Origin of the sequence: Methanosarcina sp. A14 (assembly GCF_001729375.1) — an archaeon.
In the GTDB taxonomy this organism is placed as follows: Archaea; Halobacteriota; Methanosarcinia; order Methanosarcinales; family Methanosarcinaceae; genus Methanosarcina; species Methanosarcina barkeri.
The window spans coordinates 1-14,288 of the sequence record NZ_LZPK01000342.1; the positions used below are offsets into that span (position 1 = coordinate 1).

Here is a 14,288-nt window from a genome sequence, read left to right on the forward strand (position 1 = left end):
AAGATTCAACTGTTAGAATCAGTGCATCTGATCCATTCAGTACCACTGATGACCAGGCTTACCTTGGAACTCTGAAACCCGGAGACAGTGAAGTTGCTGTTTTTGATATGGATGTAGATGAAACTGCAACCGCAAAGCCATACTCTATAAGTAGCGAAATTTTCTATGAAGATACTGACGGGCATGACCAGACTTCGGATACTATCGAGGTTAATACCGAAGTTAAGGAAGCAAAACAGTCTCTTCCTGGATTTGAGCTTGGGACAGGCATTACAATGGTTCTAGCTGTCTGTTTTATCATGTTCAGAAGAAAGAAACAGGATTGAAACAAAAAGACACAGAAAAAGAAAGTATGCACGTAGCCTTTAAAAAGGCTACAGTCCTCTATTTTTTGAAATATACCCGCACGGTTTTTCGTGCAGTTTTATAATTTTTGAACCTTACCTTAATTGTTAAAGAATAATTATAATTTAAAGCTCAAACCTATTGAGTATATGAATTAGTCTATTATAACTAAATTATTTTGATTCTGTCATATCGGTATTTTTATGTGAAGTGGATGGGGGGATAGGATGGGGGATAAAATATGGAGAGATAACTTTTTTGAAATATAGTTATTGCAACAGATGGATCTGAGAATACTCAGAGGGCCATTTCTCACGGTATTGAGTTTGCAAAACTTAGCAGAGCTATTGTCCACGCTCTTTACGTGGTAAATATACACTCTACAATTTCTGAAAATTGGACTGCTGGTAAAGAAACGATTTATAAAATAATTTATAAAATGATGAAACGTGATGAGTAGAAAGCAGTATCTAAAATTAAGAAGATTGAAGAGACATCAGGTGTAGAGATTAGAGAGGTACTTTTAGAAGAGTATCTGAGTAGTGAAATTATTGATTTTGCAGAAAATAACAATATTGATTTGATAGTGATGGTAACAATATTGATTTGATAGTGATGGGCAACCTTGGAGCAAACGGACTTGAAAGGTTTCTAATAGGAAGTGTTGCAGAAAAAGTAGTAAGAAGCTCGAAAGTACCAGTTCTGTCGTCCAGAGTAAAAAGCAAAGCTGAACTTTCTGTCAACTAGAAGCCTTTGAGAAAATGAATAAATCAGAATTCAGGACTAAAAGGTGTAAACTGGATACAAAAAAGAAATTCATTGCACCGGCACAAATCTTTGAGAAAACGAAGAATAACAAAAATCTAAAAATACGCCATAAAATTATAAATTGCAAAAAGTATAGAGAAATGATAAAAATACAAATTCCATCTATGTATTGGAAAATGTATGCTTCTGTCAAATTGAGTTATAATTATTCAGTCGGAGCGATCTGTCTCCCTTGAATCGATTTTTGTAGGTTCTTTTTCACCGACAGGTTCTTTTTCACCAACAATTTTTGCAACCATTACCTCGGTCGATTTGATGACCGCGTAAACCCTATCTCCAGGTTTGATATCAAGTTTTTCTACAGCTTCTTCAGTGACTACTGAGGTTATAACTGAAGGTTCCATTTCAATCGTAATTTTAGATACAAGCCCGTTTTTCTTCACTTCAAGCACTTTACCAGGGAGTTGGTTTCTGGCTGATAACTTGAAGCTTACGTTTTCCCAGGCTGTTTCATCCCCTATGGTTTCACTAATAAGCTGCTTACTGGCCTCGTACTCAGCCAATAACTTTCTTCCGAGGTCAGTCAGGAAGGTACCCTGATTTTTTCCCCCTCGCACTGTGACGACTGCGGGTTCGTCAAGGGCTTCATTCATTTTTTTAAGTACTATCCAGGCTTGTTTATATGAGATCTCAAGCTTCTTACAGGCTTTCCGAAGCGAGTGCTCTTCTTCTATTGCCTTCAGTAACGTAGCTCTTCCAGCACCCATGACGGTCTTTCCGTCTTCCGTAAACCAGACCTTTGTTCTTGCTTTCACAAATTTCACCTTTTACACCAGAGCACATGGACAGAACTTGCCCTTAACTGGGCATACACCGGAACTTCAGGAAGGATACCCATTTCCTCTGCTGATTTCGGGTTATGAGAGCATTATGAAGAACGCCACAATCAACTTTCACCCAAACAAGAGTTTCCAGCATCCAGAATTCGGTAACTCTGCCCTGTAGAGAGTTTCTGATGCTGGATTGTGCGGAAGTTTTACTTAAAACTATGTTTCTCAGGCATCAGAAAGGCATGTACTAGCTCACTACCTTAATATCCCCTGAAGCATGAATAATTACTCTTACTTTAGTCCCTGGAAGTCCGCTGTCCACAGAGATACCCTGTAATTTAGCATATTTTCAAACTCTACGAAGCTGGCTACTCAACTATCAACCGATTTTTAGAAGATTTCGGTTCTTCTTTATTTTGTGCGGCTATCCTCATAATGTCCTCATAAAAACCAATGAGGTCCTGAATTAAGAATCATCTAATCCCATAGGAACAGCGAAGAAAAAGGATACAGAGTCAGTAATAATTTACATAGGACTTATACAGTTGAACTGAAAAATCAATAGCATTAAACCTTCAACTGTATAAAATATGGTTATACTCCATAATCGTTACCATAATTGATTTTGTTCCTCAAGTGTGTAAGCCCTATTACATAACTTTCGGCACACTACCAAAGACTAAAAATAAACACATAAAAATAAAGAGTAAATAAATATAAACAAGAAAAGTACAAACAAAAAAATACAAACAAGAAAAGTACAAACAAAAAAATACAAACAAAAAAATACAAACAAAAAAATACAAACAAAAAAATACAAACAAAAAAATACAAACAAAAAATATTAATTAGAATAATAAATGTGATTTTAATTCAAGTTAACTTGTACAGGTGAAAAAACAGAGTCCATAAGACAGTAAAGAGCTAAATAAATATTATAATGAAAGTAAAAGTTTATTTATCTACATGTCAATACGATGTCAATATAAGATTCGATGTCTCAAAAATTGGATAATGTCCTAAAAATTTTGATAAAACGAGTGGCTTACACACTTTAATTAATATTTCTGAAGGTTTCTTTATGGATGGATATAATATTTTTCTTATAATGCTCTCAGTCTACATAGCCGGACTTGTGGCTATTGGCTGGTACTTCAATAATAAACAGAAATCCATTACAGACTTCTGGCTTGCTGGCCGCAGGATAGGGCCCTCAGCCCTGGGTTTTTCAGCTGCAGCGTCCTGGCTGACAGCTGGGGGAATTCTTGCAGTCATAGGTTATTATATGCTTCAGGGAATGGGCTCTATATGGGCTTTTGTAGCTCCAAACATCATTTCCCTCCTATTCCTTTCTGTGCTTGTGAAGAAAATCAAAAATTTACCTGCAATCACCCAACCTGAACTCCTGGAACAGCGTTATGGCAGTATAGTCCGATTGCCAATTGCCCTGATCATAACTGTCGTAATGATTCTTTTTTCAGTATCCGACATTACAGGGCTTTCCCTTGTGCTGCAAACTTTTTACGGTCTTGACCCTCTCTATGCCGCAGCTATTGTTGCAATTGCGGTTTCCCTTTACGTAACTCTCGGAGGGTTGTATGCAGTTATCTGGACAGATACTATCCAGTTTTCATTCCTTGCTCTCTTCACAATAGTAATGGCTTTTGCAACAGTAGGAACAGTCGCTAATGGAGGTCTCAACACTTCTGCAATAAGCGTTTCACAGCTTTTCGGGAATGTTTCTGGAGACTGGTGGAACCCCTTTTCAATTGGCCTTCCCATGGTTCTGATCTTTTCCTTCGCCTTAATTCCGGGCTGGATTACAGAACAGGACCCCTGGCAGAAAGTCTGGGCTGCAAAAGATGAAAAATCTGCCAGTGCCGGAATGATAATTGGCGCTCTAATGATCACTGTGATCTTTGCAGTCTGCGCTGTGATTGCAATAGCTCTCAACGATATATACCCTGAAATAGCAGGGATGGGCTACCCCGCAGGAATGGCTTCTGCAGAGCCCGCACTTCTATCATTTGTCAGTGAGCGTTTCGCCTCAGCACCGGTAGTAGTAGCCTTCAGTGCAATCGGGCTTGCAGCAGCTTCCATGTCCTGTACAGACACTTTTTCAACATCAGGAGCTTCCTGTATTTCGAGGGACATTTACCAGAGGTATATAAAGCCAGACGCTACAATGAAGGAAATGATGTTGGTAAACAGGGCCAGTGTACTGTTTATCATACTCGCTGCAACAGTAGGCTCATTCATAATTCCTAATATTCTTGATGCCATTCAAATTGCAACTTTCATTGCAAGCTCTTCTTACTTCTTCCCACTAATGGGAGGCCTGTACTGGAAAAGAGCTACTAAGGAAGGAGCGTTTGCAGGTATGGTAATAGGGTTTATTGTTCAGGTAGCTCTTGTGGCTCTGGACCTTATAAATACACCACCCCTTGCCACTAATTATCTTGAAAGCATTCACCCCATTCTCATGGGCCACGGAGTTATTGTGGGAATGTCTCTGAGCGCAATCGCTTTCTTTGGAGTTTCCCTGATAACAAAACCATCAAGCAAGGTTAACCTTGCACCTTTCTTTGAAGAGGAAGCAAAAGAACTTTCCCGCTCTGAAACGAGAAAAATCAATGAGAAGGATCCAGAATATAGCGCTTTCCTTAAAAATCTCAACGAAAAAGTTACAGGAGAACGTGCACACCTCCAGCTCAATCTCCGTACTTCCGAAAATCTTAGCTGGCAAGAACTAACTGAAAAACTTAAAGTAGTATCCCCCGCGTGGGTAACTCCTACAGGGCTTGATTCAGTCTACAGGTTGACTCATGGAGATATGCTTGCTTGTGTTGCAGTTACAAGGGGTACCGGAGAAAGAGATATCTGGCTTAAAGCAGAGCCCAGGCTTGAAACCCTTGGAACGCAGAAGAGAGAACTTTTCACGGCCTATGAAGAGTTGAAAAACGTGTTTGGTCAAAAAAATGTAAAAATTGACTATATTTAAATTAGTTAGAAACTTCTACGAGTTAAGGTTCCTGATCGAACCCTGGCTTCTTTTTTTCACAATTTATCCTTTCTTATAGCTTGAAGGCGTTTTCAAGGGTCTTTTTTCCAAAAAGAAGATCTTCGAGAGAGAATACCTCAAAATTATAGACGCCTCTATATCCCGAAAGCAGTTTCAGGACTGAAAAATCCACGCAACCTTCTCCGGGAGCCATATGCTCGTCTCCATCGTACATTTCTGTCCACTGCCCACTATTATCATGCAGGTGAAGATGGATGATATGCTTCTGCAAGGTCTGGACAAACTCCATGAGTTTTTCAGGATCCCCGCCACAGGTAAGGTTTGCGTGTCCTATATCAAAAGTGGCTTTCAGGTGTTCGGAATTCACAGCTTCTATGGTCCGAGAAAGCTCCTTTGCCTCACAGCAAAAGTTCGAGGGGTCTGTACCTTCCTTGTTTTCAAGGCCCAGAGTCACTCCGTAATCTTCAGCCAGGGATGCAAGCTTGTTGAGGTTTTTAACCATAGAAATATAAGATTTTTCCTTATTAAGTCCAATCCTACCCGGATGTAGCACCACTACAGGGGCTTCGACCCGACTTGCAAGCGAGATTGATTCTTCCATAAGGGAAAATTCCCTCTCGCTCATTCTTGCAGTATCAAGCTGGAGAGCTGAAGGATATTTTGAGTCTCCAGCAAAGTAAGGAGCGTGAACTGTAACTGCAAAATCATATATCGAGATATCGTCAAGTACCCGATCAAGCTTTTCAATTTCAAGTGTCGAACCATTGTAGATCCCAAGTTTGGGGATATACAATTCTATGGATTCAACATGTTCCTTTAAATCCTCAGGGTTGCCAGCAAAAGATGAAGCTCCTAAAATCACACATTATGCAAGGGAACTAAATATAAAAATCCTTTTCTGATGTATGCCTAAATTAAATTTGTGAGTTAAAATTATTAGCCAAATTCCAATGCCAAATTTCTAAAATAATTAATTCTTTGATAGGCAAAATTGAAAATATACAGTAAGTAGCTCTTAAATTGCAGCCAAACAGTTTTTACCGTATTAATATAACAAACCCGGCCAACATATTTATATATAAATAAATGTTTCCCACGGAACAACTCAATTTTATTTATGAGTAGTTTTTATAATAAGTATATAGTTTTTTGTGGAAAATATATTTTGATTGTAGGCATAAACAGTATCAAATATATGTTTATGTATGATACAGAAAACATACTTTATTTTGATCTCAAATAAACGAGAAAGTTAATAAATTATATATTTTATAAAAATTAATAATATAAAAACCACATCGGGATAACTTATTAATATAAAATTAATAATTATATTCCCAAAAATAAATACAAAAATTCATTAGTTACAATCGGAATCTTTATATTATATTGGGATGAGTAGAATTTTTTTGTTTATATAAATATATGACTTTGTTTATTTTTACATGCGCGGTCTATCTTATAAAATTGATTATATATTATATAGGCATATAATAATATTTTAAAAGCCTACATATTTCGAAAGGTTTATGAATGATCCTCTCTAATCAAAAAATTAACGCGCGTCATAATCATAATTCTTTGTAATGATATGGCAGACGATTTTAAAAAAATGTACAGCGTTTTTTGAATCCACCTTATTACATGTAATAATACAAAGGAGGAAAATGAATGGAACCACTCATAAGCATGGGAGTGCTTGCACTTATTGGAGTGGCTGCGACCATTGCAGGTGCCTCGGAAGACCTGGAATCTGATGTCGGTTCGCAGAGTAACCCTAACTCTCAGGTACAGTTAGCTCCCCAAATGATGTTTCCCCACAGAATATTTAACAAAGCGATATCTGGAGAACCACCATCAAATGCATTAATGTGTTCGATTGGTGCAGCCGTTGCAACAGTATTAATAAGTGAGTTTACCATGTCCCCACTCTTTGCACTGGTATTTGGTTCACTTATTGCAGCATGTGTGCACGCAACCTTTGCGGTAACTGCTACAATGGGCAGATGTGCCAGTCAGAGTCGGTTCAAGCAGCCGATTTATCTTGATATGATAAGGAGTCATATCCCAACAATTATGGGATATGCGTTCATAACAACTTTCTGTATTCTAGTGGTATCGTTCTTAATGACCGTTGTACTCGGACACCCATTCCCGCTAACTATGCTGGCTTTTATATGGGGTATCACGGTAGGTGCAATCGGATCATCAACAGGCGACGTTCACTACGGTGCAGAACGTGAGTTCCAGCAGTTTGAATATGGTTCTGGTCTAAACGCTTCAAACTCAGGAAACATTGTAAGATATGCCGAATCCGGTCTCAGGGATGGGTTCGATAACTCCTGGTTCTGTGCCAAGTTCGGAGGTCCTGTCACAGGGCTTGCTTTTGGTATGACTGTATTCCTCGGAAGCTGGATAACCACTATTTTTGATCCTGCAAAGAACCTTGGCTGGCTCTCTGTTATTGCAGGCGTTGTTATTGTCTTTATTTTAATTATCTGGAACTGGAAGATGGAAGTCTATGCCCGCAAAGCATATGGACCTTATAAAGAAGATAAAGCTGAGGAGGCTTCAGCATGATTGACGCTATCTTAGGAAATATCATCTGGATGGCTCTTATCACAATCGGCGGCGTTTTGATTTCCTGGAGTGTCCACTTCGTGCCTGTGGGCGGTGCACCTGCAGCTATGGCTCAAGCAACTGGTATCGGTACCGGTACAGTGCAGCTGGCAGCAGGCGCAGGTCTGACAGGACTTGTTAGTGCAGGCTTCATGATGAACGTAACAGACAGTCTCCCCCTGATTCTGGCTTCAGGCGCAGTGGGTGCAATGATCATGATCTCTGTGACTATGATTGTCGGTACCTGGGTCTATGTTTATGGTGTGGGTGTTGTGCCTTCTTCAGCAAAAGTAAAGGTTGACCCTATTACAAAGTACAGGCAGGACCTTTATGTATCCCAGGGTACTGAAGGGCATGGACTTCCTACAGTAAGTTTTGTGAGTGGAGTTATAGGCGGTGGCCTTGGTGGACTAGGAGGGTCCCTTGTTTACTATTCACTCATAGAAGTGGGTATGAACGCAGGCCTGGAAGCGGTTGGAGTTACCAACTCGGTCACAGGACATGAGCTTGTAGCAGTTGCAGCAATATTTGCAATAGGTATTTTCTTTGTGAACGCTGTAATTCCTTCCTATAACATAGGAGGTACAATTGAAGGGTTCCACGATCCGAAATTCAAAAAATGGCCAAAGGCGGTAGTTTCTTCCCTCGTAGCAACAATACTGTGTGCTATCGTGGCGGTAGTTGCAATCGCACAGCTCGGAGGTATTTAATATGTCTGCAGGTGGAGCAGGAGGAGAGGCCAAAGGCGGATATCCTCCACAAACAATAATGGCTTTAGGTATAGTCGGCGGTCTCGTCGGAATCTACCTTGGTAATTTCGCACCTCCAGCATATTCCTTCTTTGGAGGTCTTGGAGCAATCTGTGCAACGGTCTGGGGTGCTGATGCGGTTCGCCGTGTTGCAAGCTATGGACTTGGTACAGGTGTCCCATCAATCGGTATGCTTGCCCTTGGTATGGGTATTTTAGCAGCTCTCTTCGGACTTTCAATAGGAGGCCCTGCAGGGCCTATAGTAGCCGTCGTTGTAGCAGCAATCATAGGTGGCGTTATTGGTGCCCTTGCAAACAAAGTAATCGGAATGGGCATCCCCATAATGGAAAAGGCAATGGTAGAGATTTCATGTGCAGGAACCCTTGTAATTCTCGGGCTGAGTGTTGTCATTGCTGGATCCTTCGATTATGCTTCAGTTGTCCAATATGTCGTTGCAAACGGATACATTGCACTGATCTTTATAATAGGTGGTATGGGAATCCTTCACCCCTTCAACGCTAGCCTGGGACCTGATGAGACGCAGGACAGAACCCTTATGCTTGCTGTTGAAAAAGGAGCAATTGCATTAATAATTGCAGGCTTTGCCTCTTCACTCCATGAAGGATTAATGGCTGCTGGCTTAAACATGCTTATAGGAATTGTCATCTGGTATGTCGCTTTCAGCAAGCACTATGCACTTATTAAGAGAGATGCATATGCAGTGGTTGGAAGTGGTATGCTGCCTAGTTCGGAGGAACTACAATGAGCATGGTTAGAATAGCTCCCGAGTTAAATTTAGTTATGGATCCGGAAACGGGAACCATAACACAAGAACGGAAAGACTCGATTCAGTATTCCATGGAATCCGTATTTGAGAGAGTGGACAAACTGGATGCAATTGCAGACGATCTGGTGAATTCCCTTTCGCCCAGTAAGCCGCTTCTTAACTCCTGGCCAGGCCGTGAGAACACCTCCTATATGGCAGGATTTTATGGGAACACTTTCTACGGAGTCGTTATAGGGCTTGCTTTCAGCGGGCTGCTTGCCCTTGTCATATATATAGCAAGTTTGATGAAAGGGGTGGTGTAAAATGGCAGATAAAAGAGAACCAGCCCCAGGATGGCCTATCCTGAAAGGAGAATATGAAGTAGGCGATGTCAAAAACTGTGTACTGGTAATTACCTGCGGGTCACATCTTCCAGGCGGGTCAATCCTTGATGCAGGAGCAGCCGTTACCGGATCCTGTAAAACCGAAAATCTCGGTATTGAAAAGGTAGTTGCTCACATTATCTCAAACCCTAACATCAGGTACTTGCTTGTGACCGGCTCTGAGGTTAAAGGGCACATTACCGGTCAGTCAATAATGAGCCTTCATGCAAACGGTGTAAAAGACAACAGGATTTCAGGAGCACTGGGTGCAATTCCATATGTGGAAAACCTGAATGCAGACGCAATTACTCGTTTCCAGGAACAGGTTCAGGTTGTCAACCTTCTTGATACCGAGGATATGGGTGCCATAACCTCCAAAGTGAAAGAACTCGCCTCAAAAGACCCGGGTGCTTTTGATGCAGAACCTATGATCGTGGAGATCAGTGAGGAAGGCGAAGAAGAAGAAGAAGGCGGTGTTGTCAGGCCGGTTTCCGGGGAAATTGCAGTTATCCGCGGCAGACTGAAGGCAATTGAAGCCCGTATGATGGATATAGGAAACTTGAACAAGTTCCACTCAGGAGTTCACGCAGGAAAGATCGAAGGCGCCATGATAGGGTTGACAATAACCATATCCCTGCTTGGATTATTACTGCTAGGGAGGTAATGAAAATGGCAGAAGAATACGATAAAGGCGTCCCAATGGTGCTTGCCCCTCAGATGGGAGCAATTGATGCTACTGTTGAGAGTATTCGATATAGAGCACAGTTGATTGCGAGAAACCAGAAGCTGGATTCCGGGGTTGCGGCTACCGGGATGGCCGGCTTTGCAGCAGGTTTCCTCTTTTCGCTGCTGATGGTCATTGTACTCCCGTTACTGTTCTGGTGAGAGGTGAAATAACATGGATGGAAAAGCACCAGCAGCATTTGTAGAGCCAGGTGAATTTAACGAAGTAATGAAAAGGCTCGATAAGATAGATGAAAAGATTGAGTTTGTCAACAGTGAAGTTGCACAAAAAATCGGAAAGAAAGTAGGAAGGGATATTGGAATTCTGTACGGCGGATTTATTGGCCTGTTGCTCTTCCTGATATATACTGTGGTATCATCAATGTTCATGTAAGTGAGGGATCAAAATGTTCAAGTTTGACAAGAAACAGGAAGTTTTTGAAATCGGTGGAGTTAAATTCGGCGGACAGCCGGGTGAATTCCCAACCGTGTTAGTCAGTACGATGTTCTATGCAAGGCACAAGATTGTGACTGATGAAGATAAGGGTATTTTCGACAGAGCTGCTGCAGAAACCCTCTGGAACACCCAGGTCTCACTGAGCGATGCCACTGGAAACCCCTACGTAAATCAGATTGTAGGAGAAACTCCCGAATCAATCAAGCGCTATATTGACTGGTTCGTTGAGATTGACGACAGGACTCCCTTCCTGATCGACTCCTCAGCCGGAAATGTGCGTGCAGCCGCAGCACAGTACTGTACTGAAATCGGTGTTGCAGACAGGGCAATCCACAACTCGATCAACGCAAGTATTGAACAGGAAGAAATCGATGTCCTCACAGAAAGTGATGTGGAATCTGCAATCGTTCTTGCCTTCAACGCAACCGACCCGACCGTAAAAGGAAAGATGGACATTCTTGAAGTCGGTGGTTCCGGACAGACCAAGGGTATGCTCCAGGTCGCAAAAGAATGCGGAATCAAGTATCCCTTAATCGACGTCGCTGCAATGCCTCTTGGTGCAGGTTCCGGTCCTACAATCCGTTCGATACCCACACTGAAAGCAAAATTCGGATTGCCAATCGGTGGCGGATACCACAACATGGCCTCAGCCTGGGACTGGCTCCGCAAATTCAAGAAGACTCAGCCTGACCCCAAGGCAATCTACATGCCTACAGACATTGGTACCAACCTGGTAGCCCAGATTGCAGGTTCTGACTACCTCCTTTACGGACCTATCGAGAACGTCAACCAGATTTTCCCAGCAGTTGCAATGGTAGACATCATGCTTGGAGAAACTGCAAAGGATCTTGGCGTCGAGATCGCAGACCTGGAAAACCACCCGGTAACCAAGCTGACATAAATAAAAAGGAGAAAATTACAGAGAGTCTCAGGACTCAAAAGCAGAGGAAATTTTCCTTTGCTTTATTTTTTTAAAAAGTTTTGTAGTTTTTTAGCTAATTAAGGTTCTTATTCTTGATCTTCTGGTTTTTGCTGTCCTCAGTACTTTTTCTTTTAATTCTCGGCATCACCTTAAAAAAATATATATTTAGATTGTTTACTTTTAGGATATTCTGCCTGTCTACTTGAAAACGCTTTTTTTGCCTACTTTTGAGCATAATCTCCAGATGTACCTGAAATAGCATTTTTTGATAAGCCAGAGAAAAATAATGCCAGGTGAAGAAAAATATGAATTTGTGGGCAAAAAAATATGTTATGGATGAGCTAGAACGGAAAGGATGAGAATATTAAAAAAACTTCAATGCGTCTTCGGTTAAGTGGGAATTCGTGACAAATTAAGTCAATGTCCTCAACATTTGCCAAATAATTTAATAAGTTATGAGCTGGAACAAGGTATTGATTTCATGTAAATAGGCCAAAATATAAGGCTGACTTCCAGTGCAAAATCGATAGCTTTCAGGCAAGAAAATTCCTTAACCGATGACCAATGAAAAAGCTTCTGTTTTTCTCAGGAGAAAAGTCCCTGGCTGGCTAAATAATCCGATCTGAACCTGCCAGGTACTATGAAACCACTCCCAAACTCGCTTTTTGGGACTGTTATCACCTCTGAAGATTGTGAGTTCTCAGGAAAATTGTAATAACCTGTGAGTTTTTACCCTGCGCTTAAGCAGGAGCTATACAATCTACTCAGAAACTCACGGCTTTTTAACATTAACATGTCAACCTATGTCCTCGAAATTAAATTCGGGTAGATAATTGAAGGTTAAGTAAACTATAAGGATAGGGTGAAATCAATAATGCAATCTTCCAGGTTATAGCAGTCCAACTTACATCCCAATATTTTTAAGGTACATATTGTACACTTTCTTAACATATATATATAAAGAGTTGTGAACCAGTACCATTCGTTTCGGATCGTTTGTCAAGCTTTTAGCTTAACATTCTATGAAAAACTTATTTAAGTTTCAAAAGCAAAACAGTATATAAAAATATACATCCAGGCAATTTGACGGAATTTATAGAGATGACAGTATTGTATTATATTTTAAAATTAATTGAGACTTTGAATGGAACATCTTTTAATTATAATCATCAAATAGTAGTAATAAATAGAAAGATTTAATATTCGGTAGCACTTACCAGTACCATAAATAGAAACCTAAATAAGAACTATAAATAGAGCCCTAAATAAGAACTTTTAGGATTCATGGTGTACTGCTTTAGAAAAAAATGTCTTTCAATAGCTAACCAGAAACCATAAAAAGTTCTGATATTACGGGTATCAAAACGGATCATAGCATAAATAGCCAGGAAACCGGATCTATCGGGTGGAAATATGCTGATCAGAAAGAACATTTCCCTGGATGATAAATACCTTAAAAAGTTACAGCCCCTTCTGGATGCCAATAATGGAAATTTGAGTGCTGCAGTCAGGGATACCATTGAAGTTGCGGATACAGCTCTTTTATATCATAAAAGTATTGATGAAGCAATTCGATTTTTAAAAGAAACTCCTGCAAAAGAAGAGTTAAACGAGACAATCCAGAACGGAGAAAATATCGTTATAAATAAAACGATGCTGGAATGGCTGTTTAGGTGTACAAAGGGTAGGATTACGGATGAAGAGCTTGTTAATGAGCTTATCAATCCATTTGAGATTCAGGATATGAAACAACTCGAAGATTACCTTAATAGGGTTTCCAGAAGCTATCAATGGGTAATTCAAACTTCAATAAAGTGCGAAGATATTAATAATCCTGAATCTGCACTGGTACTTATTTCCAACTCGACAGTGCACAGTAGAGACTTTTTTGCTCAGCTGGTAGCTCATTTCCTTTCCAAATGGAAACATCTTGACGTTGAGCATGTTTTCAGGAGATCAAACTCAACCCAGATTTCTTTCAAAAGAAATACCTCTATCTCATCAAGCGAGATCATGCCCGGAATCCGAAAGCATTTCGGATATCTTGATGTTTTATGTAAGGAGTTGGACGACAATACCGAATTCTGGACTCAGCTAATGTATACTTATAATGCTGAGAGGTTCAACCTTGTGACTCTTCATCGGAGCCAGTTTGAAGTTTTTGCAACTGGAGAAGTCCCAAACCCGACAAAAATCCTTGAACGTCTTTGCAAACAGTCGATATGTGACATGACTCTTCCGGACTTGCTGGTTAATTTTAGAAAAATGTACCTTGCAACTCAGCTTGTCAAAAATATAGAAATCTCCCTTGAAACTGGAAACGAATCAGTAACCATTTTTCATGACTTCAAAGATGAAAGGGTTATTCGTAATCTTGTGAAGTATTTTTCAAACATATTTAGGGAAAACGGCTCACCTTTTGAAACATTTTCATATTCAAGCATGATTGTATTTCGGTTTTTCCAGGAGCAGGAACCTGACAGTTCAGATTTATATTTGATGGAATCAATGGAAGAGCCCTAATAACCTACTCTAATAACCTAACTCTAATAACCTAACTCTAATAACCTATCTAATAACCTGATCCTAATAACCTGAAGAAGTTCAAAGGTCTACTGGAGTTTAAAGATCTATTGGCCAGAACCCGAAAATTGCTAAAATATTTTAATTTACTCAATTGAAAAAATTAAGGGGTAAAATAAAG

14 protein-coding genes and 1 pseudogene are annotated in these 14,288 nt (G+C 40.3%); 13 read left to right on the top strand and 2 right to left on the bottom strand.

Translation table 11 applies throughout. The features are described 5' to 3' along the window. The 3 genes and pseudogenes from A9239_RS14620 to A9239_RS20615 form a co-directional block, all read left to right on the top strand. A pseudogene (locus tag A9239_RS14620) lies at positions 1-326 on the top strand (COG1361 S-layer family protein); the annotation flags it as partial. Positions 327-664: 338 nt separating this feature from the next. Then, positions 665-805, top strand: coding sequence for a hypothetical protein (locus A9239_RS20610; RefSeq protein WP_230669134.1), 141 nt, complete (start codon positions 665-667; stop codon positions 803-805). 155 nt (positions 806-960) lie between these two features. Next, on the top strand, positions 961-1,092 hold the full coding sequence (locus tag A9239_RS20615; RefSeq protein WP_080943660.1) for a universal stress protein: 132 nt from the start codon (positions 961-963) through the stop codon (positions 1,090-1,092). A 230-nt stretch (positions 1,093-1,322) separates the two neighbouring features. Here the strand turns inward: A9239_RS20615 and A9239_RS14635 are convergent, their stop codons facing one another. Then, a complete protein-coding gene (locus tag A9239_RS14635; protein ID WP_048123285.1) occupies positions 1,323-1,928 on the bottom strand; it encodes a TOBE domain-containing protein in 606 nt (201 codons plus the stop codon). Positions 1,929-3,024: 1,096 nt separating this feature from the next. Here A9239_RS14635 and A9239_RS14640 point away from each other — a divergent pair. Beyond that, complete coding sequence (locus tag A9239_RS14640; RefSeq protein ID WP_048120273.1) at positions 3,025-4,944, top strand: sodium:solute symporter; 1,920 nt, start codon at positions 3,025-3,027, stop codon at positions 4,942-4,944. Positions 4,945-5,017: 73 nt separating this feature from the next. On the opposite strand, the gene A9239_RS14645 is transcribed toward A9239_RS14640, so the two are convergent. Beyond that, positions 5,018-5,827, bottom strand: coding sequence for a sugar phosphate isomerase/epimerase (locus A9239_RS14645; protein ID WP_048154309.1), 810 nt, complete (start codon positions 5,825-5,827; stop codon positions 5,018-5,020). 809 nt (positions 5,828-6,636) lie between these two features. On the opposite strand from A9239_RS14645, the gene mtrE reads away from it, so the two are divergent. The 9 genes from mtrE (at position 6,637) to A9239_RS14690 (ending at position 14,107) form a co-directional block, all read left to right on the top strand. After that, positions 6,637-7,545, top strand: coding sequence for a tetrahydromethanopterin S-methyltransferase subunit E (gene mtrE, locus A9239_RS14650; RefSeq protein WP_048154306.1), 909 nt, complete (start codon positions 6,637-6,639; stop codon positions 7,543-7,545). Beyond that, the gene (gene mtrD, locus A9239_RS14655; RefSeq protein ID WP_048120279.1) at positions 7,542-8,294 is read left to right on the top strand and encodes a tetrahydromethanopterin S-methyltransferase subunit D; all 753 of its coding nucleotides are present in this window, start codon (positions 7,542-7,544) and stop codon (positions 8,292-8,294) included. The genes mtrE and mtrD overlap by 4 nt, the downstream gene beginning before the upstream one ends. Before the next feature lies 1 nt (position 8,295). Continuing rightward, a complete protein-coding gene (gene mtrC / locus A9239_RS14660; protein WP_048120281.1) occupies positions 8,296-9,099 on the top strand; it encodes a tetrahydromethanopterin S-methyltransferase subunit MtrC in 804 nt (267 codons plus the stop codon). Beyond that, positions 9,096-9,422 (top strand): tetrahydromethanopterin S-methyltransferase subunit B, encoded by a 327-nt coding sequence (locus A9239_RS14665; protein ID WP_048120283.1) that lies wholly within the window; start codon positions 9,096-9,098, stop codon positions 9,420-9,422. Before mtrC ends, A9239_RS14665 begins: the two co-directional genes overlap by 4 nt. A 1-nt stretch (position 9,423) precedes the next feature. After that, positions 9,424-10,146, top strand: a complete 723-nt coding sequence (mtrA, locus tag A9239_RS14670; RefSeq protein WP_048120285.1) for a tetrahydromethanopterin S-methyltransferase subunit A — start codon at positions 9,424-9,426, stop codon at positions 10,144-10,146. Then, the gene (locus tag A9239_RS14675) at positions 10,146-10,367 is read left to right on the top strand and encodes a tetrahydromethanopterin S-methyltransferase subunit F (RefSeq protein WP_048120286.1); all 222 of its coding nucleotides are present in this window, start codon (positions 10,146-10,148) and stop codon (positions 10,365-10,367) included. The genes mtrA and A9239_RS14675 overlap by 1 nt, the downstream gene beginning before the upstream one ends. Positions 10,368-10,380: 13 nt before the next feature. After that, a complete protein-coding gene (gene mtrG / locus A9239_RS14680; RefSeq protein WP_011306266.1) occupies positions 10,381-10,599 on the top strand; it encodes a tetrahydromethanopterin S-methyltransferase subunit MtrG in 219 nt (72 codons plus the stop codon). A gap of 13 nt (positions 10,600-10,612) precedes the next feature. After that, positions 10,613-11,563, top strand: coding sequence for a tetrahydromethanopterin S-methyltransferase subunit H (mtrH, locus tag A9239_RS14685; protein WP_048120288.1), 951 nt, complete (start codon positions 10,613-10,615; stop codon positions 11,561-11,563). Between the two features lie 1,434 nt (positions 11,564-12,997). Continuing rightward, complete coding sequence (locus tag A9239_RS14690) at positions 12,998-14,107, top strand: hypothetical protein (RefSeq protein ID WP_048120290.1); 1,110 nt, start codon at positions 12,998-13,000, stop codon at positions 14,105-14,107. Positions 14,108-14,288: the final 181 nt, after the last annotated feature.